The sequence below is a fragment of the Roseobacter sp. HKCCD7870 genome (genome assembly GCF_037830315.1).
Taxonomy (GTDB): domain Bacteria; phylum Pseudomonadota; class Alphaproteobacteria; order Rhodobacterales; family Rhodobacteraceae; genus M30B80.
Map to the genome: position 1 here is coordinate 232,955 of NZ_JBBLYO010000003.1, position 21,083 is coordinate 254,037.

16 protein-coding genes and 1 tRNA gene are annotated in these 21,083 nt (G+C 55.0%); 16 read left to right on the plus strand and 1 reads right to left on the minus strand.

The window, feature by feature from the left end; translation table 11 throughout:
• The first annotated feature begins 91 nt into the window (after positions 1-91).
• A complete protein-coding gene (gene tuf / locus AAC637_RS12575) occupies positions 92-1,267 on the plus strand; it encodes an elongation factor Tu (protein WP_340243653.1) in 1,176 nt (391 codons plus the stop codon).
• Positions 1,268-1,324: 57 nt separating this feature from the next.
• On the opposite strand, the gene AAC637_RS12580 is transcribed toward tuf (AAC637_RS12575), so the two are convergent.
• Entirely contained in the window at positions 1,325-2,035 is a 711-nt protein-coding gene (locus AAC637_RS12580; RefSeq protein WP_340303869.1) for a lysophospholipid acyltransferase family protein, read from the minus strand.
• 124 nt (positions 2,036-2,159) lie between these two features.
• Between AAC637_RS12580 and AAC637_RS12585 the strand changes: the two genes are divergently transcribed.
• The 15 genes from AAC637_RS12585 (at position 2,160) to tuf (AAC637_RS12655) (ending at position 21,083) form a co-directional block, all read left to right on the plus strand.
• Positions 2,160-2,235: transfer RNA gene (locus tag AAC637_RS12585), tRNA-Trp, on the plus strand.
• 104 nt (positions 2,236-2,339) lie between these two features.
• On the plus strand, positions 2,340-2,531 hold the full coding sequence (secE, locus tag AAC637_RS12590; RefSeq protein ID WP_317657489.1) for a preprotein translocase subunit SecE: 192 nt from the start codon (positions 2,340-2,342) through the stop codon (positions 2,529-2,531).
• Between the two features lie 191 nt (positions 2,532-2,722).
• The gene (gene nusG / locus AAC637_RS12595; protein WP_340303870.1) at positions 2,723-3,256 is read left to right on the plus strand and encodes a transcription termination/antitermination protein NusG; all 534 of its coding nucleotides are present in this window, start codon (positions 2,723-2,725) and stop codon (positions 3,254-3,256) included.
• Positions 3,257-3,407: 151 nt separating this feature from the next.
• Positions 3,408-3,860, plus strand: a complete 453-nt coding sequence (gene rplK, locus AAC637_RS12600; protein WP_340303871.1) for a 50S ribosomal protein L11 — start codon at positions 3,408-3,410, stop codon at positions 3,858-3,860.
• A gap of 3 nt (positions 3,861-3,863) precedes the next feature.
• A complete protein-coding gene (gene rplA / locus AAC637_RS12605; protein ID WP_340303872.1) occupies positions 3,864-4,562 on the plus strand; it encodes a 50S ribosomal protein L1 in 699 nt (232 codons plus the stop codon).
• Positions 4,563-4,917: 355 nt separating this feature from the next.
• The gene (gene rplJ / locus AAC637_RS12610; RefSeq protein ID WP_317657485.1) at positions 4,918-5,436 is read left to right on the plus strand and encodes a 50S ribosomal protein L10; all 519 of its coding nucleotides are present in this window, start codon (positions 4,918-4,920) and stop codon (positions 5,434-5,436) included.
• Between the two features lie 76 nt (positions 5,437-5,512).
• The gene (gene rplL, locus AAC637_RS12615) at positions 5,513-5,896 is read left to right on the plus strand and encodes a 50S ribosomal protein L7/L12 (RefSeq protein ID WP_317657484.1); all 384 of its coding nucleotides are present in this window, start codon (positions 5,513-5,515) and stop codon (positions 5,894-5,896) included.
• A gap of 250 nt (positions 5,897-6,146) precedes the next feature.
• Positions 6,147-10,283, plus strand: coding sequence for a DNA-directed RNA polymerase subunit beta (rpoB, locus tag AAC637_RS12620; RefSeq protein ID WP_340303873.1), 4,137 nt, complete (start codon positions 6,147-6,149; stop codon positions 10,281-10,283).
• A 70-nt stretch (positions 10,284-10,353) separates the two neighbouring features.
• Positions 10,354-14,583, plus strand: coding sequence for a DNA-directed RNA polymerase subunit beta' (rpoC, locus tag AAC637_RS12625; RefSeq protein ID WP_340303874.1), 4,230 nt, complete (start codon positions 10,354-10,356; stop codon positions 14,581-14,583).
• A gap of 144 nt (positions 14,584-14,727) precedes the next feature.
• Entirely contained in the window at positions 14,728-15,468 is a 741-nt protein-coding gene (locus AAC637_RS12630; RefSeq protein ID WP_340303875.1) for a glycosyltransferase, read from the plus strand.
• Between the two features lie 154 nt (positions 15,469-15,622).
• Positions 15,623-16,570 carry a DMT family transporter gene (locus AAC637_RS12635; protein WP_340303876.1) on the plus strand — a complete coding sequence of 316 codons (948 nt, stop codon included), beginning with the start codon at positions 15,623-15,625 and terminating at the stop codon, positions 16,568-16,570.
• Positions 16,571-16,814: 244 nt separating this feature from the next.
• Positions 16,815-17,186, plus strand: a complete 372-nt coding sequence (rpsL, locus tag AAC637_RS12640; RefSeq protein ID WP_150420941.1) for a 30S ribosomal protein S12 — start codon at positions 16,815-16,817, stop codon at positions 17,184-17,186.
• A 12-nt stretch (positions 17,187-17,198) separates the two neighbouring features.
• Positions 17,199-17,669, plus strand: a complete 471-nt coding sequence (gene rpsG, locus AAC637_RS12645; protein ID WP_317657479.1) for a 30S ribosomal protein S7 — start codon at positions 17,199-17,201, stop codon at positions 17,667-17,669.
• Between the two features lie 27 nt (positions 17,670-17,696).
• Positions 17,697-19,820 (plus strand): elongation factor G, encoded by a 2,124-nt coding sequence (fusA, locus tag AAC637_RS12650; RefSeq protein WP_340254012.1) that lies wholly within the window; start codon positions 17,697-17,699, stop codon positions 19,818-19,820.
• Positions 19,821-19,907: 87 nt separating this feature from the next.
• Positions 19,908-21,083: an elongation factor Tu gene (tuf, locus tag AAC637_RS12655; protein ID WP_340243653.1), complete on the plus strand. Its 1,176-nt coding sequence runs from the start codon at positions 19,908-19,910 to the stop codon at positions 21,081-21,083.

Consider the following 21,083-nt stretch of genomic DNA (forward strand, 5'->3'; position numbering starts at 1 on the left):
CGTCTTGATTTTTTGTCTCAAGCCTCGTAACGAGCGCGCGTGTTGAACTCGGGCACAGATTTTGCCCCCCAAAAAATGAGGCGCCAGGGCTATGGCAAAGGAAAAGTTTGAACGTAATAAGCCGCACGTGAACATTGGCACGATTGGTCACGTTGACCACGGCAAGACGACACTGACAGCGGCGATCACGAAGTATTTTGGTGATTTCAAGGCGTATGATCAGATTGACGGCGCACCTGAAGAGAAGGCGCGTGGGATCACGATTTCGACTGCGCATGTTGAGTATGAGACAGATGCGCGTCACTACGCGCATGTGGACTGCCCTGGTCACGCTGACTATGTGAAGAACATGATCACCGGTGCGGCGCAGATGGACGGCGCGATCTTGGTTGTGAACGCGGCGGACGGCCCTATGCCACAGACGCGCGAGCACATTTTGCTTGGTCGTCAGGTTGGTATCCCTGCGATGGTTGTTTACATGAACAAAGTCGATCAGGTTGATGACGAAGAGTTGTTGGAACTTGTTGAGATGGAAATCCGCGAGCTTCTGTCTTCTTACGACTTCCCTGGCGATGACATTCCTGTTGTTAAAGGGTCTGCTTTGGCTGCGATGGAAGGCCGTGACGCAGAGATCGGTGAGAACTCGATCCGCGCGTTGATGGAAGCTGTTGACAGCTACATCCCAACGCCTGCACGCGCAGTTGACCAGCCATTCTTGATGCCAATTGAAGACGTGTTCTCGATTTCTGGCCGCGGCACAGTTGTGACGGGCCGTGTTGAGCGTGGTGTGATCAATGTGGGTGACGAGATTGAGATCGTTGGTATCCGCGACACCTCCAAGACGACCTGCACAGGCGTTGAGATGTTCCGCAAGCTGCTTGACCGTGGTGAAGCGGGCGACAATATCGGCGCGCTTCTGCGTGGTGTTGACCGTGAGGGCGTTGAGCGTGGTCAGGTTCTCTGCAAGCCAGGTTCTGTGAAGCCCCACACGAAGTTCGAAGCTGAGGCCTATATCCTCACAAAAGAAGAAGGTGGTCGTCACACCCCATTCTTCGCGAACTACCGTCCTCAGTTCTACTTCCGCACCACGGACGTTACCGGCACTGTGACCCTGCCTTCTGGCACGGAAATGGTTATGCCCGGCGACAACCTGAAGTTCGAAGTCGAGCTGATCGCCCCCATCGCGATGGAAGATGGTCTGCGCTTCGCCATCCGCGAAGGCGGCCGCACAGTCGGCGCAGGCGTGGTCTCCAAAATCATCGCTTAATCGCTAGTGATTTTCTAAACTCAAAGAAAGCCGCGCCTTCGGGGGCGGCTTTCTTCATTAAAGCTGTGCGGTATTGTGACCTACTTTGTGATCTGCTGCGAGCGCCTCTGCATCCATGAAGGATTGCAGTCTTTCGGCCAGTGCGGCGGTCTCGGCCTCCGAGAGCTTCGGGGGCACAGTCTCCTCCCAAACCCGCCAACGCAGATGCAGTTTGGTAAAAGGCAGCGGGAAGATCAGCCGATCCCATGTTGGCCATGTGAGATAATGTTTGGCTGAAAACGTAAAACTGACCACAGGCACTTGGGCGGAGCGCGCCCATTGGATCGGGGTTGATTTTGCGACCCGCGCAGGCCCGCGTGGCCCATCTGGCGAAACGCCAATCGAGATGCCCTCGCGCAACCCTTTTAGGATCAGGCGCATTTCGGCGGCCCCAAGGATACCGCGCGGCATTGGCACGCTTTCATAGCCGAAATGGCGGTGGATATGGCCCACCAACCGCCCCGCCCGTGCATCAGACGTCAGGCTGCGACAGCGATATTTAGAAAGATCAAACATAAAGGGCGTCATCATCAGCCGTTGATGCCAACAAACGATGATCACAGCGCCGTGGGTGGCCAATGCCGTCTCAATCTGTGTCCAACCCTCTTCCTCGCGGCGCGAGGTTATGCGCACCAACCGCGCCCATGCCCCGAAAGCCGCTGTAACCGCGCGATTTGCAAAGGCGGAATTTGCGATCCTTTTGCGTAGGGTTGTGGCGGTCTTGGTCATAGCTAGGTTCCTTCGCGCAAACTGTCCCGCCGTGCAAGCATCAAGCGGGAGATAAACCATGGAAATCTGCGCAGCCTTCCTCTTGCATTGGGGGCCAAGCCTCGCTATCAGCATACACGGCCTTAGGGGTATAGCTCAGTTGGTAGAGCAACGGATTCCAAATCCGTAGGCCGCGGGTTCGAATCCTGCTGCCCCTGCCACTTTCCTTGATTATCAACCTTGGACTGCACATAGCGTGCTTCGCGGCTTGCATCATTGGGCGCGTTTGCCTATATCAGCCGACAATCGAAAAAGGTAAAAGACCATGGCCAACCCGATCCAATTTGTTCAACAAACCCGCGCCGAGATTGCCAAGATCGTTTGGCCGACCCGCCGCGAGCTTGTGACCACCACCGCGATGGTATTCGCGATGGCGGTTTTGGCGGCGTTGTTCTTTTTCATGGTCGATTGGCTGATCCGCCAAGGTTTGGAATTGCTGCTGACGGCGGTAGGCTAAGACCCTTGAACCCTTGATTTTCCTAATTTCGGGGGGTAGTGGGATGGAGAATATTTGCCGGCGGCGTGTATCGATTCGAGATACACGCTGATTTTTTGTTTCGGGACGGCATGCGCGGCATGATGCCAAGCGGTTGGACACTAAAATAACTGGCGCGCGATCGCGCCTTATGTCGAGGATGGAAGAAGCGGATGGCGAAACGGTGGTATTCGGTGAGCGTGCTGTCAAATTTTGAGAAGCGCATCGCCGAGCAGATCAGAAACGCCGTGGCCGAAAAGGGCCTCGAGGATGAGATCGAAGAAGTTCTCGTTCCTGAAGAGGAAGTGATCGAGATTCGCCGTGGCAAGAAAGTCACCGTCCCGCGCCGCTTTATGCCTGGCTATGTTCTGGTGCGCATGGAATTGACCGACCGCGCCTATCATGCTGTGTCTTCGATCCCGCGCGTCACAGGGTTCCTTGGGCCGCAGGGCCGCCCCATGCCGATGCGCGATGATGAAGTGAACGCGATCCTAAACCGTGTTGAAGAGGGCGAGGCCAGCCCCCGCTTGACCATCACCTTTGATGTTGGTGAAAAGGTTAAGGTTAATGACGGGCCGTTTGAAGATTTCGATGGCATGGTCGAAGAAGTTGATGATGAGAACCAGCGCCTCAAGGTGACGGTCTCGATTTTCGGGCGCGCAACGCCCGTGGAATTGGAATTCACGCAGGTGTCGAAAACCGCCTGATGTGGGTGCGGCGCGCAGGCGCCGCTCATTCGTGGGAGGCAGGATCATGCGCGCATGATGTGCCGAACCACGCTAGCGACTGGGAAAGGGACGCGTCCCGATCCTGATAGGGTGCAGCCAAGCTGTGCCGATGAAAAAAAGGAGAGGCCAGATGGCCAAGAAACTTGCTGGAACGATGAAGCTGCAGATCCCTGCAGGTCAAGCTAACCCATCCCCACCTGTTGGCCCTGCATTGGGTCAGCGCGGGATTAACATCATGGAATTCTGCAAGGCGTTCAACGCCAAGACCGCAGATATGGAGCAGGGCGCCCCTTGCCCCACGTTGATCACCTATTACCAAGACAAATCTTTTGCGATGGAAATCAAGACGCCGCCTGCGTCTTATTACCTGAAAAAGGCCGCAGGTTTGAAATCTGTTGGCAAGCGCAACCGCCCACGCGGTGCCGAAAATCCTGGTCGTGAGACTATTGCAACTGTGACTGTTGCTCAGGTTCGTGAAATCGCTGAAGCTAAGATGAAAGACCTCAGCGCGAACGATGTTGAAGCGGCAATGAAAATCATCCTCGGCTCTGCAAGGTCGATGGGTATCGAGGTGAAAGGGTAAGTTATGGGCAAGATTGGTAAGCGCGTAACGGCAGCCCGTGCCGCCTTCGCAGGAAAAGAAGACATCACAATCGAAGAAGCCGTTGAGCTGATCAAAGCCAATGCTTCGGCAAAATTCGATGAATCGGTTGATATTTCAATGAACTTGGGCGTTGACCCTCGTCACGCTGACCAAATGGTGCGCGGCACAGTGACCTTGCCAAATGGCACAGGCAAATCTGTGCGCGTTGCGGTTTTCGCACGCGGCCCCAAGGCAGATGAAGCCAAGGCTGCAGGCGCGGATATCGTTGGCGCGGAAGACCTGATGGAAATCGTTCAGGGCGGCAAGATCGAGTTTGATCGCTGCATCGCAACCCCTGACATGATGCCAATCGTGGGCCGTTTGGGTAAGGTTCTTGGGCCTCGTAACCTGATGCCAAACCCAAAAATCGGCACTGTGACCATGGACGTTAAAGAGGCCGTAGAAGCGGCCAAAGGCGGTCAGGTTCAGTTTAAGGTCGAGAAGGCGGGCATCGTTCATTGTGCAGTTGGCAAAGCCAGCTTTGACGCAGAGAAACTGGCGGAAAACATCCGCGCCTTTGTCGACGCTGTATCGAAGTCCAAGCCAGCAGGCGCAAAAGGCACTTATTTGAAGCGTATCACGCTCAGCTCCACCATGGGGCCTGGCGTGTCGGTTAGCGTTGAAAGCGCGACCAACGCGTAAGCAGTTTTGGCCGTCTCTGTGCGAGGGGGCCGAAAGCCGCGGGGTTTGGCCGCAAGAACTCGGGTGGGACAACTTTGGTCACAAAGTGGTGTTCCCTCTTGGGTTTCTTTGCGTTCTGTCGTATGGCCCCGTCTCGACCCGTGTCTGCGATTCGCTCGTGGGCGCGGTCACCTGTCCGAGACGGAGGGTGGGCGCATGCCCGTAAATCCTTCCTGAGATGGGAAACGAGTTTCGGATTTCCGCAAGGCCACCGCGCCTTCGGGCGGTCTGGCTCGGGCCCCTCACTTGGACCCGAAGAGGTAGGGAAACCTGCCAAACTTGAGCCGGGGGGTGACCCCCTAATTGGAGTAGAACTGTGGATAGAGCCCAGAAAGAGAGAGTGGTCGAGGAACTCGGCCAAATCTTTGAAAGCTCTGGCGTTGTCGTGGTGTCTCACTACGCGGGCCTCACGGTTGCTGAGATGCAAGACCTGCGCGCGAAAATGCGCGAAGCTGGTGGGTCTGTACGCGTCGCCAAGAACAGGCTCGCCAAGATCGCCCTTCAAGGAACGCCTGCCGAAGGCATTGCTGACCTGATGACGGGCATGACTGTGTTGTCCTATTCCGAGGATCCTGTGGCTGCGGCCAAGGTTGCCGAGGACTACGCCAAGGCGAATGCTAAATTCGTTATCATTGGCGGTGCTATGGGTGGCACTGTGCTTGATCAAGCTGGCGTTAAAGCCGTTGCGTCCATGCCATCCCGTGAGGAGCTTATTGCTTCGATCGTGGGCTGCATTGGGGCACCTGCTTCCAACATCGCCGGCGCAATTGGCGCACCTGCTTCGAATATTGCGAGCATCCTTTCGACCATCGAAGAGAAGGCCGAAGCCGCATAATGCAACCTTGAGACCCGTTATGTTTGGCTATGCCGCATGACGTTGGATCACAAATTTTAGATACGGAAACCGAAAAATGGCTGATATCAAAAAACTTGCCGAAGAGATCGTGGGCTTGACCCTTCTCGAAGCACAAGAACTGAAGAACTACCTCAAAGACGAATATGGCATCGAGCCTGCTGCAGGCGGCGCTGTCATGATGGCAGGCCCTGCTGCTGGTGGTGACGCCGGCGCAGCTGCTGAAGAGAAAACCGAATTTGACGTTATCCTGAAATCTGCTGGCGGCAATAAAATTGCTGTCATCAAAGAAGTTCGCGGCATCACAGGTCTTGGCCTCGTTGAAGCGAAGAACCTCGTTGAAGCAGGTGGCAAGGCCGTCAAAGAAGGCGTTGCAAAAGCAGAAGCAGACGACATCAAAGCCAAGCTCGAAGCAGCTGGCGCAGAAGTCGAACTCAAGTAATCATGGGAGGAATGCGCGTGGCGCATTCCCTATGTTGCGATGTGGCTGGGCGGGTTTTTCCTGTCCAGCCATCCTCACCTAGATGAGGGCCTTGGTGGCCAAGACCTTCTTCTAGGTGTGGTGCAGGATCGGGAGCTTGCCGGTGGGACGGCAGGCATGAATGGATCCTCCATCCGCTTGTTTCAAAGCCCCCCGTGCCGTTGCCCCGACGGTGCGCGTGGAGCGAAAGAAACGAAAGGTGTATCAGAGCATGGCTCAGACCTACGCAGGCCAGAAGCGCATTCGCAAATTCTATGGCAAAATCCGTGAAGTATTGGAAATGCCGAACCTCATCGAGGTTCAGAAATCTTCCTATGACCTTTTCCTGAAATCAGGCGACCAAGACGCGCCTTTGGATGGTGAAGGCATCAAGGGTGTTTTCCAGTCGGTTTTCCCGATCAAAGATTTCAACGAAACTTCGGTTTTGGAATTCGTTAAATACGAATTGGAAACCCCGAAGTTTGATGTCGAGGAATGCCAAAGCCGCGATTTGACTTATGCTGCGCCGCTCAAGGTGACCTTGCGTTTGATCGTATTTGATGTTGACGAGGATACGGGCGCAAAATCCGTCAAAGACATCAAAGAGCAAGATGTGTTCATGGGCGATATGCCTTTGATGACGCCAAATGGCACGTTCATCGTGAACGGCACCGAGCGCGTGATCGTCAGCCAAATGCACCGTTCCCCCGGTGTGTTCTTCGACCATGACAAAGGCAAAACCCATTCTTCGGGCAAGCTTTTGTTTGCTTGCCGCATCATCCCTTATCGCGGCTCTTGGTTGGATTTCGAGTTTGACGCCAAGGATATCGTATTTGCGCGCATTGACCGCCGCCGCAAATTGCCAGTGACCACGCTGCTTTATGCACTTGGTTTGGATCAAGAAGGCATCATGGATGCCTATTATGACACTGTGATGTTCCGCTCTATTAAGAACAAAGGTTGGGCAACCAAGTTCTTCCCCGAGCGCGTGCGCGGCACCCGTCCTACATTTGATCTTGTTGATGCAGCCACGGGCGAAGTCATCGCTGAAGCAGGCAAGAAGATCACCCCGCGCGCTGTGAAGCAGCTGATTGACGAGGGTAAAGTCTCCGAGCTGTTGGTGCCTTTCGATCACATCGTGGGCCGCTTTGTTGCGAAGGATATCATCAACGAAGAAACTGGCGCGATTTATGTCGAAGCTGGGGACGAGTTGACATGGGAAACCGACAAGGATGGCAATGTCACGGGCGGCACGCTGATGGATCTGATGGATGCGGGCATCACCGACATCCCAGTTCTCGACATCGATAACATCAATGTTGGCGCCTATATCCGCAACACTATGGCCGTTGATAAGAACATGAGCCGCGAAGGCGCGTTGATGGATATCTATCGGGTCATGCGCCCAGGCGAGCCACCAACCGTTGAAGCGGCAAGCGCCCTCTTTGACACGCTGTTCTTCGACAGCGAGCGCTATGATCTGTCTGCCGTTGGTCGCGTGAAGATGAACATGCGCCTCGATCTCGATGCGCCTGACACAACCCGCATTCTGCGCCGCGAAGATATCGTTGCCTGCATCAAGGCCTTGGTTGAACTGCGCGATGGCAAGGGCGACATTGACGATATTGACCATTTGGGCAACCGCCGCGTGCGTTCGGTGGGTGAATTGATGGAGAACCAGTATCGCGTGGGCCTGCTTCGTATGGAGCGCGCGATCAAGGAACGTATGTCCTCGGTCGAAATCGATACTGTGATGCCACAGGATCTGATCAACGCGAAACCCGCCGCTGCGGCTGTTCGCGAATTCTTTGGCTCAAGCCAGTTGTCTCAGTTCATGGACCAGACCAACCCACTGTCGGAAGTCACCCATAAGCGCCGCTTGTCGGCTCTTGGGCCTGGCGGTCTGACGCGCGAGCGCGCAGGGTTTGAGGTTCGTGACGTTCACCCAACCCATTACGGCCGTATGTGCCCGATTGAAACGCCCGAAGGGCCGAATATTGGTCTGATCAACTCGCTTGCGACCTTCGCACGGGTGAACAAATACGGCTTCATCGAAACCCCATATCGCCGCGTTGTGGACACCAAAGTGACCGATGAGGTCGTCTACATGTCCGCGACCGAAGAAATGCGCCACACAGTTGCGCAGGCCAACGCGACTTTGGACGCAAGCGGCAAGTTCATCAATGATCTGGTGAACACCCGTCAATCTGGCGAATACACGCTTGCACCGCGCGATCAGGTTGACCTGATTGACGTATCGCCCAAGCAGTTGGTTTCGGTTGCTGCCTCGCTCATTCCATTCTTGGAAAACGATGACGCGAACCGCGCTTTGATGGGCTCTAACATGCAACGTCAGGCGGTTCCGCTGTTGCAAGCTGACGCGCCTTTCGTAGGCACAGGCATCGAAAGTGTTGTTGCACGCGATTCTGGTGCGGCAATTATGGCCAAACGTGGCGGGATCATCGACCAAGTGGATGCAGAACGTATCGTTGTGCGCGCCACCGAAGATCTGGAACTGGGCGATGCGGGCGTGGATATCTACCGCCTTCGTAAATTCCAGCGCTCAAACCAGAACACCTGCATCAACCAGCGCCCCTTGGTGAAAGTGGGCGATCGTGTTGGCAAAGGTGAAGTGATTGCCGATGGCCCCTCGACCGATATGGGCGAATTGGCCTTGGGTAAGAACGTGGTCGTGGCGTTTATGCCATGGAATGGCTACAATTACGAAGACTCGATCCTCATTTCCGAGCGCATCGTGCGTGATGACGTTTTCACCTCGATCCATATCGAGGAATTCGAAGTTGCTGCCCGTGACACCAAGCTTGGGCCTGAGGAAATCACCCGCGACATTCCAAACGTAGGGGAAGAAGCCCTTCGCAACCTCGATGAGGCGGGCATCGTCTATATCGGCGCCGAAGTTGGGCCGGGTGACATTCTTGTTGGTAAGATCACACCAAAGGGTGAAAGCCCAATGACCCCAGAAGAAAAACTTCTGCGGGCGATCTTTGGCGAAAAAGCGTCTGATGTGCGTGATACATCTTTGCGCCTGCCACCTGGTGATTTCGGGACAGTCGTGGAAGTGCGCGTTTTCAACCGCCATGGTGTCGACAAGGACGAGCGCGCGCTGCAAATCGAGCGCGAGATTGTCGAGCGTCTGGCACGCGACCGTGATGACGAGTTGGCAATTCTTGAGCGCAATATCTATGCGCGTCTCAAGTCCGTGCTGCTAGGCAAAACTGCGGTAAAAGGGCCAAAAGGCGTCAAAGCAGGGTCTGAGATCACGGAAGAATTGCTTGAAACGCTCAGCCACGGCCAGTGGTGGCAGCTTGCCCTTGGTGATGAGAAAGACGCCGCTGAAGTAGAGGCGCTGAACCAACAGTTTGACGCACAGAAGCGCACCTTGGATCACCGTTTTGAGGATAAGGTCGAGAAAGTTCGCCGCGGCGATGACCTGCCTCCAGGCGTGATGAAAATGGTCAAAGTCTTTATCGCCGTGAAGCGCAAGCTTCAGCCAGGTGATAAGATGGCGGGCCGTCACGGCAACAAGGGTGTGATCTCGAAAGTGGTTCCGATGGAGGATATGCCTTTCCTTGCAGATGGCACCCCTGTCGATTTCGTTCTGAACCCTCTCGGTGTGCCTTCGCGTATGAACGTGGGTCAGATTTTGGAAACCCATATGGGTTGGGCCGCACGCAGTCTGGGTCTGAAAATTGACGAAGCCTTGGACGAATATCGCCGCTCTGGTGACATGACGCCTGTGCGCGATGCCCTCAAAATCGCTTATGGTGATGAGGTGTATGGCGAGGCCTTTGCCGATCTGGATGACACAGCATTGGTTGAGTCCGCTTCAACCGTGACCCGCGGTGTTCCGATTGCAACGCCTGTATTTGACGGTGCAAAAGAGGCCGATGTAAACGATGCGCTGACCCGCGCGGGCTTTGACACATCGGGCCAATCCGTTCTTTACGATGGCCGCTCGGGTGAGCAATTCGCCCGTCCCGTCACCGTGGGTGTGAAATACCTGCTGAAACTGCATCACCTCGTGGATGACAAAATCCACGCGCGCTCGACAGGGCCATACAGCCTTGTCACCCAACAACCGCTCGGCGGTAAGGCGCAATTCGGTGGGCAGCGCTTTGGTGAGATGGAGGTCTGGGCCTTGGAGGCTTATGGCGCTGCATACACCTTGCAGGAAATGCTCACTGTTAAGTCGGATGACGTTGCAGGCCGCACCAAGGTCTATGAATCGATCGTCAAAGGCGAGGACAATTTCGAAGCAGGCGTGCCTGAATCGTTCAACGTTCTCGTCAAGGAAGTGCGTGGCCTCGGCCTCAACATGGAACTCCTGGATGCGGAGGATGAAGAGTAAGCGGTTGGCGGGGCCCGTCCCCGCCGCTGCCTGATCCCCCATCTCTCTGCCCGAATTCAAGGATTTGAAAATGAACCAGGAACTCACGAACAACCCGTTCAACCCGCTTGTCGCGCCGAAAGCGTTTGACGAGATCAAAGTCTCGCTTGCCAGCCCTGAGCGTATTCTCAGCTGGTCGTATGGCGAGATCAAAAAGCCTGAGACGATCAACTACCGCACATTTAAGCCCGAGCGTGACGGCCTGTTCTGCGCGCGTATCTTTGGGCCTGTAAAAGATTACGAATGTCTGTGCGGCAAATATAAGCGCATGAAGTATCGTGGCGTTGTCTGCGAAAAATGCGGCGTTGAGGTGACCTTGCAGAAGGTGCGCCGCGAACGCATGGGCCATATCGAATTGGCTGCACCTGTTGCGCATATTTGGTTCCTGAAATCGCTGCCATCCCGCATTGGTCTGATGCTGGATATGACGCTGCGTGATCTGGAGCGGATCCTGTATTTCGAAAACTATGTGGTGATTGAACCAGGTCTGACCGATCTGAGCTATGGTCAGCTCTTGTCCGAAGAAGAATTCCTGGATGCGCAGGACGCCTATGGGTCGGATGCGTTCCAAGCGAATATCGGCGCGGAAGCGATCCGCGAAATGCTTGCCAATATCGACCTTGAGGCCGAAGCAGCACAGTTGCGCGAAGACCTTAAGGAAGCCACCGGTGAGTTGAAGCCGAAGAAGATCATCAAGCGCCTCAAGATCGTTGAAAATTTCATCGAGTCTGGCAACCGCCCAGAATGGATGGTGCTGACAGTGATCCCTGTAATCCCACCAGAATTGCGTCCGCTTGTGCCGCTTGATGGTGGTCGTTTCGCGACATCGGATTTGAACGATCTTTATCGCCGCGTGATCAACCGCAACAACCGTCTGAAGCGTCTGATCGAATTGCGGGCACCTGACATCATCATCCGTAACGAAAAGCGGATGTTGCAGGAATCTGTGGATGCATTGTTTGATAATGGCCGCCGTGGTCGCGTGATTACAGGTGCCAATAAGCGCCCGCTGAAATCGCTGTCTGATATGCTCAAGGGCAAGCAGGGTCGTTTCCGTCAAAACCTATTGGGTAAGCGGGTCGACTTCTCGGGTCGTTCGGTTATTGTGACGGGCCCAGAGTTGAAACTGCACCAGTGTGGCCTGCCAAAGAAAATGGCGTTGGAACTGTTCAAGCCGTTTATCTACTCGCGCCTTGAAGCCAAGGGCCTGTCTTCGACAGTCAAGCAAGCCAAGAAATTGGTTGAAAAAGAGCGCCCCGAAGTTTGGGATATCTTGGACGAAGTGATCCGCGAGCATCCCGTTCTTTTGAACCGCGCGCCGACCTTGCACCGCTTGGGCATTCAGGCATTCGAGCCTGTCTTGATTGAAGGTAAGGCTATTCAGCTGCACCCCTTGGTCTGTTCTGCGTTTAACGCAGACTTTGACGGCGACCAGATGGCCGTTCACGTTCCATTGAGCCTTGAAGCGCAGCTTGAAGCCCGCGTTTTGATGATGTCCACGAACAACGTTCTGTCGCCTGCAAACGGCGCACCGATCATTGTTCCGTCTCAGGACATGGTTTTGGGTCTTTACTATGTGACCATGGAACGCGAAGCCATGAAGGGTGAAGGCATGTCCTTCTCCTCGATCGAGGAGGTCGAGCACGCCCTGACCGCAGGTGAGGTGCATCTGCACGCCAAAGTGACCGCGCGCATCAAGCAAATTGATGACGAGGGCAACGAGGTTTATCAGCGGTTTGAAACCACGCCTGGCCGCTTGCGCATTGGCGCGCTTCTGCCGCTAAACGCAAAAGCGCCGTTTGAATTGGTGAACCGCTTGCTGCGCAAAAAAGAAGTGCAGCAGGTCATCGACACTGTCTATCGCTATTGCGGTCAAAAAGAGAGCGTCATTTTCTGTGACCAGATCATGAGCCTTGGTTTCCGTGAAGCGTTCCGTGCTGGTATCTCGTTCGGTAAGGACGACATGGTTGTTCCTGACACGAAATGGACGTTGGTTGATGAAACCCGCGACCAAGTGAAGGAATTCGAACAGCAATATATGGACGGTCTCATCACCCAAGGTGAGAAATACAACAAGGTGATTGATGCGTGGTCAAAGGCCAATGACAAAGTCACTGACGCGATGATGGCGACCATCTCTGCGAAGAAATTCGATGAGAATGGCGCAGAGTCCGAACCAAACTCCGTTTACATGATGGCCCACTCGGGCGCGCGGGGTTCTGTGACGCAGATGAAGCAGCTGGGTGGTATGCGCGGTCTGATGGCCAAACCATCGGGCGAGATCATCGAGACGCCAATCATCTCGAACTTTAAGGAAGGTCTGACCGTTCTTGAATACTTCAACTCGACCCACGGCGCCCGTAAGGGTCTGTCTGACACGGCGCTTAAAACGGCGAACTCGGGCTACTTGACCCGCCGTTTGGTGGACGTGGCGCAGGATTGTATTGTGCGTATGGTCGATTGCGGCACTGATGCCACAATCACCGCTGAAGCAGCGATCAATGATGGCGAGGTTGTCTCTTCATTGGCAGAGCGGATTTTGGGCCGTTCGGCTGGCGAAGACGTCATCGCACCTGCAACGGGCGAAGTGATCGCCTCCAAGGGTGAACTGATTGACGAGCGCAAGGCAGATGCGGTGGAAACCGCCGGTCTGGCTTCGATCAAAATCCGTTCGCCTTTGACCTGTGAGGCGGAAGAGGGTGTTTGCGCCGTCTGCTATGGTCGTGACCTTGCACGCGGCACCCGTGTAAACGTGGGTGAAGCGGTCGGTATCATCGCGGCTCAGTCCATTGGTGAACCTGGCACGCAGCTGACGATGCGCACATTCCACATTGGTGGGGTTGCACAAGGTGGCCAGCAGAGTTTCCAAGAAGCTGGTCAAGAAGGCAAAATCGAGTATCGCAACGCCAACACGCTGAAGAACGCCGCAGGCGATGTGATCGTTGTTGGCCGCAATATGCAGATTGCTATCATTGATGATAACGGGGTCGAGCGCGCCGCGTTCAAACTGGGATACGGCACCAAGGTGCATGTGGCCGAGGACGCCAAAGTGTCTCGTGGCGACCGCTTGTTTGAGTGGGATCCATACACCCTTCCAATCATCGCTGAGAAATCGGGCACAGTGAAATATGTCGACCTCGTCAGCGGCATCGCAGTTCGCGATGAAACCGATGATGCGACTGGCATGACCCAGAAGATCGTGATGGATTGGCGCGCTGCGCCAAAGGGCAATGAACTTAAGCCCGAAATCTTGATCGTGGGTGCCGATGGCGAACCTGTGCGCAATGATCAGGGCAACCCTGTGACCTATCCGATGTCGGTGGACGCCATTCTTTCGGTGGAAGATGGCCAATCTGTTGAGGCGGGTGATGTTGTGGCCCGTATCCCGCGCGAAGGTGCAAAGACCAAGGACATTACCGGTGGTCTGCCGCGCGTTGCGGAATTGTTCGAAGCCCGCCGTCCAAAAGACCACGCCATCATCGCAGAGATTGATGGTTATGTGCGCTTTGGCCGTGACTTCAAAAACAAGCGCCGCATCAGTGTTGTGCCTGTTGATGAGTCAATGGAGCCCGTGGAATACATGGTTCCAAAAGGCAAGCACATCCCCGTTGTCGAAGGTGATTTCGTTCAGAAGGGCGATTACATCATGGACGGCAACCCTGCGCCGCATGATATTTTGCGGATCATGGGGATCGAGGCTTTGGCAGATTACCTCATTGACGAGGTGCAGGACGTCTATCGTCTGCAAGGTGTGAAGATCAACGATAAGCATATCGAAGTGATCGTGCGCCAGATGCTTCAGAAGATTGAAATCCTCGACTCAGGCGAGACAACGCTGCTGAAGGGTGAGCATGTCGACAAGGCGGAATTCGATGAGGAGAACGCCAAAGTCGAAGCCCGTGGTGGTCGTCCAGCGACAGGTGAGCCCGTGTTGCTTGGTATCACTAAGGCCAGCTTGCAGACTCGTAGCTTTATCTCTGCGGCGTCCTTCCAGGAGACAACCCGCGTTCTCACCGAGGCTTCGGTGCAGGGTAAGCGTGACAAGTTGGTTGGCCTCAAGGAAAACGTCATCGTGGGTCGCTTGATCCCTGCGGGCACAGGCGGCGCGACACAGCGCGTTCGCCGCATCGCAGCCGAGCGTGACAACAAGGTAATTGAGGCGGCCCGCGCTGAGGCAGAAGCCGCTGCAGCCCTTGCTGCACCAAGCGAAGCAGATCTGGCCGATGCCGCGTCAGACGCTGCAAGCGAAGGCGAAGAGTAAGAGCGTCTTGCGCTGTGCGCAGTAAGCTATTGAAACGCCCCATTGCGAGATCGCAATGGGGCGTTTCCTTTTTTATACCGCCTCTTTCCCGATGCGTGCCCATCCCGTAAGCTTGGGATCCTAAACTGGGAATGAAAGCGGCATATGGCCAAGGATTTATCCAATCAGATTGTGGGCGTCTGCCGTTTTTCCTATGCGGGCGAAGGTGGCTTTGCTTCGGCCACGATGGAGCAATGGGCGCTAGAGGCCATGCTCTATGATCCTGCGCGCATGAAGCAGCGATTTGTGTTGTTTGAACAAATCTGCCTCCCGTCCTTGGCCGCTCAAACGGATCAGGATTTCAAATTGATCGCTTTGATCGCGGATACGATGCCCTATCGGTGGCGACGGCGTCTGAAGGATTTGATGGCCCCTTATCCCTTCCTGCAGGTTTGCACCCTTGAGGCAGCGGGGCCTCTAAACTCCACCCGCCGCGCCTTTCGGCGTGGGTGGGATCGGCATTCGAAATTCATCACGGGGTTTCGCATTGATGATGATGCCGTGGCCTGTGACTATATCGCCAAGACCCGCGCGGTCGCAGATCAGTTGTTGAAACTGGGGTGGGCTGATGAAGACACCCCTGCCGCCATCGCCTTTCATCGTGGCATTTATTGGAACATGAATTCCCAAGAAAAACCCTATTGGGAATTTTCGGAAATCGGCCCTTTGGGATTGGCCAGCGCGATGGTCACGCATAATGACAGTCTCGCCAATGTTTATCGGTGGAACCATCGCAAGATTGCGGCCAATGTGCGCACATGGTACGATCCAAATGATGTGATGTTCGTGCGCACGCTGCATGGGGTGAATGACAGTGATCGTTCTATCCCCCCACTGCCGAGTTGATGGAGATCACCAAAGCACAAACCCTGATGCGCGACCGCTTTGCGCTGCAATCGATCAAGACCCTTGCTGCGCTTGCACGATTGCGCGAAAGTGACCCCAATAGTGACGATGACTGAGCCTAGATTTTCGCTCAGATCACCAAGGAGCGCGGTTTTTGACACCCAATATCAAGGGCGCATTGCTGATGTCTGGCGCCATGGCCGCCTTTACGCTCAATGATACATTGGTGAAACTGGTCACCCAGACTGTGCCACTGTTTCAGATGATCTTTTTGCGGGGGCTTCTGACAGCCATTATGATGGTGGCCTTGCTTCGGTGGATGGGGCAGCTGCGCTTTCACATTCCACCTGTGGATCGCGGCAAGGTGATCGGCCGCATATTGGCCGAAATAGCCGCCATGATCACGTTTATGATTGCATTGATCCATATGCCCTTGGCCAATGTTGCCGCAATTCTGGCGGCTCTGCCGCTAAGTGTGACATTGGTTGCCTTTCTCGTGTTCCGCGAACCTGTGGGGTGGCGGCGGATGCTGGCCATTACGGTTGGTTTTGCGGGTGTCATGCTGATCGTAAAACCCGGGGGCGAGGGGTTCACTATCTACTCCATCTATGCGCTGATGACTGTAGGTTTCGTGACCATTCGTGATCTTCTGACCCGCCGCTTGTCACCCGAGGCCCCCTCGATGGGTGTGGCCTTTATCACGGCCATTGCAGTTGGCCTATCGGGTGGGGTTTTGTCCATCAGTGAAGATTGGCAACCGATCAACATGATTGAGGCGACCTATATCATTGGCGCTGCAATCTGCATCATTGGGGGCTATCTGTTTTCTATCATGACCATGCGCGTGGGTGAAATTGGCGTGGTCGCGCCGTTTCGCTATACAGCCCTTGTTTGGGCGCTGATTTTGGGGTTCTTCGTGTTTGGGGATTGGCCCGATCTTTTGACCTTAATTGGGGCTGCGATTGTCGTGGCCTCGGGCATTTTCACGCTACTGCGTGAACATCGCGTGGCGCGCCGTGCTGAACGGTTGGCGGCCTCGCTGACGGCAACCGCAGTGGCCGATGCCCCAATATCTGGCCCGTCTCAAATGCAGCGGGACTAGAGCAGACCCTGCCGCTGTTGACACCCTATACGATTCCCCCTATACGCCGCGCCATGAGTGGCATTTTGCGCCTTGCGCGAGCTTGCCCGAGATACAGAACTGAGTGGTCATGATCCAGGCGATTTGATGCCTCGATCCTCTGAGAATTCCACCGCGGCGGCCTCCAGGTAGGGAAAGGGCGCTTGCGGTTTTGGTGTTTTGCAGACGCAAGATGCCCTTTGACATGAGCAAGACGGGGAACCGAATGCCTACGATTCAACAGCTGATCCGTAAACCACGGCAGCCCAAAGTAAAACGCTCCAAGTCGCAGCACTTGGAATCCTGCCCGCAGAAGCGCGGCGTATGCACACGCGTCTACACCACGACGCCAAAGAAGCCGAACTCGGCTATGCGTAAGGTTGCCAAGGTGCGCCTGACGAATGGTTTTGAGGTCATCAGCTACATTCCTGGCGAGAAGCACAACCTCCAAGAGCACTCTGTTGTTCTGATCCGTGGCGGCCGTGTGAAAGACCTTCCAGGTGTGCGTTATCACATTCTGCGCGGTGTGCTTGATACGCAGGGCGTGAAAGATCGCCGTCAGCGTCGTTCGAAATATGGCGCGAAGCGTCCGAAGTAAGAGGATACAGACATGTCCCGTCGTCACAGCGCTGAAAAACGCGAAGTTTTGCCCGACGCCAAATTTGGTGATCGTGTTCTGACAAAGTTCATGAATAATCTGATGATCGATGGTAAAAAATCGGTCGCAGAAAAGATCGTTTACAACGCGTTTGATCGCGTTGAGCAGCGTCTCAAGCGCGCGCCTGTGGAAGTGTTCCACGAAGCGCTCGACAACATCAAACCTGCTGTTGAAGTGCGCTCCCGCCGTGTGGGCGGTGCGACCTATCAGGTTCCCGTTGAAGTGCGCCCTGAGCGCCGTGAAGCGCTTGCGATCCGCTGGCTGATCAACGCGGCCCGTGCTCGTAACGAAAACACCATGGAAGAGCGCCTTGCGGGCGAATTGGTGGATGCGGTCAACGCACGCGGCGCAGCCGTCAAGAAACGTGAAGACACCCACAAGATGGCGGATGCGAACAAAGCGTTCAGCCATTATCGTTGGTAATTTTAATTCTAGCCTGAGGACCACCAGATGGCACGCGAATATCCGCTGGAGCGCTACCGCAACTTTGGGATTATGGCCCATATTGACGCGGGCAAAACCACAACCACAGAACGTATCCTGTATTACACAGGCCGCTCGCACAAGATCGGCGAAGTGCATGATGGCGCGGCCACCATGGACTGGATGGAGCAGGAGCAGGAGCGTGGGATCACCATTACCTCCGCTGCGACCACCACGTTCTGGCAGTGGCAAGAAGACCCATCCGCGGAAGGCACTTCGGACACGAAGTTCCGCTATAACATCATCGACACACCCGGACACGTTGACTTCACCATCGAAGTCGAGCGTTCTTTGGCTGTTCTCGATGGCGCGGTTTGCTTGCTTGATGGTAACGCAGGCGTTGAGCCTCAGACGGAAACCGTTTGGCGTCAGGCGGATCGCTACAAGGTTCCCCGTATCGTGTTCGTCAACAAGATGGACAAGATCGGCGCTGACTTCTTCAACTGCGTGAAGATGATCAAAGACCGCACAGGTGCAACACCTGTTCCTGTGAACTTCCCCATCGGTGCCGAAGACAAGCTGGAAGGCATTGTCGACCTGATCACGATGGAAGAATGGGTTTGGGAAGGCGAAGACCTTGGTGCATCTTGGAAGCGCCAGCCAATCCGCGCTGACTTGCAGGATACGGCTGACGAGTGGCGCTCGATCCTGATCGAGAATGCGGTTGAGCAGGACGATGCGGCGATGGAAGCCTATCTCGAAGGCAACGAGCCAGACATCGCGACCCTGCGCAAGCTGATCCGTAAAGGCACCTTGTCCTTGAGCTTTGTGCCTGTATTGGGCGGCTCTGCGTTCAAGAACAAAGGCGTTCAGCCTTTGCTCAACGCTGTGATTGACTTCTTGCCCGGCCCTCTCGATGTGGTCGACTACATGGGCTTTAAGCCAGGCGATGAGACGGAAACTCGTAACATTGCACGCCGCGCAGATGACAACATGGCCTTTGCAGGTCTGGCGTTCAAAATCATGAACGACCCGTTTGTTGGCTCCTTGACCTTTACCCGTATCTACTCGGGCAAATTGGAAAAGGGCGGTTCTATCCTCAATGCGACCAAAGGCAAAAAAGAGCGTGTTGGTCGTATGATGATGATGCACTCCAACAACCGCGAAGAGATTGATGAGGCCTTTGCAGGCGACATCATCGCCTTGGCAGGTCTGAAAGAAACCACAACAGGTGACACGCTTTGTGATGCGGCAGATCCTGTGGTTCTCGAAACCATGACCTTCCCCGATCCTGTGATCGAGATCGCGATTGAGCCAAAGACAAAGAACGACCAAGAGAAAATGTCTCAAGGTCTTCAGCGTTTGGCGGCAGAAGACCCTTCCTTCCGTGTGGAAACTGACCTTGAATCAGGCCAGACCATCATGAAGGGCATGGGCGAATTGCACCTCGACATTCTGGTGGATCGTCTGAAGCGTGAATTCAAAGTGGAAGCGAATATTGGTGCGCCTCAGGTGGCCTATCGCGAAACCATTGGTCACGCGGTTGAGCATACCTACACCCACAAGAAGCAGTCGGGTGGTTCGGGTCAATACGCCGAAGTTAAGTTGGAAATCACGCCAACTGAACCTGGCGAAGGCTATAGCTTTGAGTCGCGCATCGTTGGTGGTGCTGTTCCTAAGGAATACATCCCCGGTGTTGAAAAGGGCATCCAGTCTGTTATGGACTCTGGCCCGCTCGCAGGCTTCCCTGTGATCGACTTCAAAGTCGCGCTTTTGGACGGTAAATTCCACGATGTGGACTCCTCCGTTCTCGCCTTCGAAATCGCATCTCGTATGTGTATGCGCGAAGGTCTGAAAAAAGCAGGCGCGAAACTGCTTGAGCCGATGATGAAGGTCGAGGTGGTCACCCCTGAAGAATACACAGGGTCGATCATTGGCGATTTGACATCGCGCCGTGGTCAGGTTTCTGGCCAAGAGCCACGCGGTAACGCTGTTGCGATCAATGCCTTCGTTCCGTTGGCGAATATGTTTGGCTACATCAACACTCTGCGTTCGATGTCTTCGGGCCGCGCGCAGTTCACCATGCTGTTCGATCACTACAATCCTGTTCCGCAGAACATCTCGGACGAGATTCAATCGAAATACGCCTAAACCAGGGTGGCGGGGTGAACCCCGCCCTACCCACCAACCGTAGGGCGGGCAGTTTCCCGCCGCTCTGAACAAGACAAGGAGGCCATCATGGCAAAGGAAAAGTTTGAACGTAATAAGCCGCACGTGAACATTGGCACGATTGGTCACGTTGACCACGGCAAGACGACACTGACAGCGGCGATCACGAAGTATTTTGGTGATTTCAAGGCGTATGATCAGATTGACGGCGCACCTGAAGAGAAGGCGCGTGGGATCACGATTTCGACTGCGCATGTTGAGTATGAGACAGATGCGCGTCACTACGCGCATGTGGACTGCCCTGGTCACGCTGACTATGTGAAGAACATGATCACCGGTGCGGCGCAGATGGACGGCGCGATCTTGGTTGTGAACGCGGCGGACGGCCCTATGCCACAGACGCGCGAGCACATTTTGCTTGGTCGTCAGGTTGGTATCCCTGCGATGGTTGTTTACATGAACAAAGTCGATCAGGTTGATGACGAAGAGTTGTTGGAACTTGTTGAGATGGAAATCCGCGAGCTTCTGTCTTCTTACGACTTCCCTGGCGATGACATTCCTGTTGTTAAAGGGTCTGCTTTGGCTGCGATGGAAGGCCGTGACGCAGAGATCGGTGAGAACTCGATCCGCGCGTTGATGGAAGCTGTTGACAGCTACATCCCAACGCCTGCACGCGCAGTTGACCAGCCATTCTTGATGCCAATTGAAGACGTGTTCTCGATTTCTGGCCGCGGCACAGTTGTGACGGGCCGTGTTGAGCGTGGTGTGATCAATGTGGGTGACGAGATTGAGATCGTTGGTATCCGCGACACCTCCAAGACGACCTGCACAGGCGTTGAGATGTTCCGCAAGCTGCTTGACCGTGGTGAAGCGGGCGACAATATCGGCGCGCTTCTGCGTGGTGTTGACCGTGAGGGCGTTGAGCGTGGTCAGGTTCTCTGCAAGCCAGGTTCTGTGAAGCCCCACACGAAGTTCGAAGCTGAGGCCTATATCCTCACAAAAGAAGAAGGTGGTCGTCACACCCCATTCTTCGCGAACTACCGTCCTCAGTTCTACTTCCGCACCACGGACGTTACCGGCACTGTGACCCTGCCTTCTGGCACGGAAATGGTTATGCCCGGCGACAACCTGAAGTTCGAAGTCGAGCTGATCGCCCCCATCGCGATGGAAGATGGTCTGCGCTTCGCCATCCGCGAAGGCGGCCGCACAGTCGGCGCAGGCGTGGTCTCCAAAATCATCGCTTAA

Excerpts from the sequence above, each read along its gene's own strand:
- tuf (WP_340243653.1), top strand. The coding sequence starts at position 92 with ATGGCAAAGGAAAAGTTTGAACGTAATAAGCCGCACGTGAACATTGGC.
- AAC637_RS12580 (WP_340303869.1), bottom strand. The coding sequence starts at position 2,035 with ATGACCAAGACCGCCACAACCCTACGCAAAAGGATCGCAAATTCCGCC.
- secE (WP_317657489.1), top strand. The coding sequence starts at position 2,340 with ATGGCCAACCCGATCCAATTTGTTCAACAAACCCGCGCCGAGATTGCC.
- nusG (WP_340303870.1), top strand. The coding sequence starts at position 2,723 with ATGGCGAAACGGTGGTATTCGGTGAGCGTGCTGTCAAATTTTGAGAAG.
- rplK (WP_340303871.1), top strand. The coding sequence starts at position 3,408 with ATGGCCAAGAAACTTGCTGGAACGATGAAGCTGCAGATCCCTGCAGGT.
- rplA (WP_340303872.1), top strand. The coding sequence starts at position 3,864 with ATGGGCAAGATTGGTAAGCGCGTAACGGCAGCCCGTGCCGCCTTCGCA.
- rplL (WP_317657484.1), top strand. The coding sequence starts at position 5,513 with ATGGCTGATATCAAAAAACTTGCCGAAGAGATCGTGGGCTTGACCCTT.
- rpoB (WP_340303873.1), top strand. The coding sequence starts at position 6,147 with ATGGCTCAGACCTACGCAGGCCAGAAGCGCATTCGCAAATTCTATGGC.
- rpoC (WP_340303874.1), top strand. The coding sequence starts at position 10,354 with ATGAACCAGGAACTCACGAACAACCCGTTCAACCCGCTTGTCGCGCCG.
- AAC637_RS12630 (WP_340303875.1), top strand. The coding sequence starts at position 14,728 with ATGGCCAAGGATTTATCCAATCAGATTGTGGGCGTCTGCCGTTTTTCC.
- rpsL (WP_150420941.1), top strand. The coding sequence starts at position 16,815 with ATGCCTACGATTCAACAGCTGATCCGTAAACCACGGCAGCCCAAAGTA.
- rpsG (WP_317657479.1), top strand. The coding sequence starts at position 17,199 with ATGTCCCGTCGTCACAGCGCTGAAAAACGCGAAGTTTTGCCCGACGCC.
- fusA (WP_340254012.1), top strand. The coding sequence starts at position 17,697 with ATGGCACGCGAATATCCGCTGGAGCGCTACCGCAACTTTGGGATTATG.
- tuf (WP_340243653.1), top strand. The coding sequence starts at position 19,908 with ATGGCAAAGGAAAAGTTTGAACGTAATAAGCCGCACGTGAACATTGGC.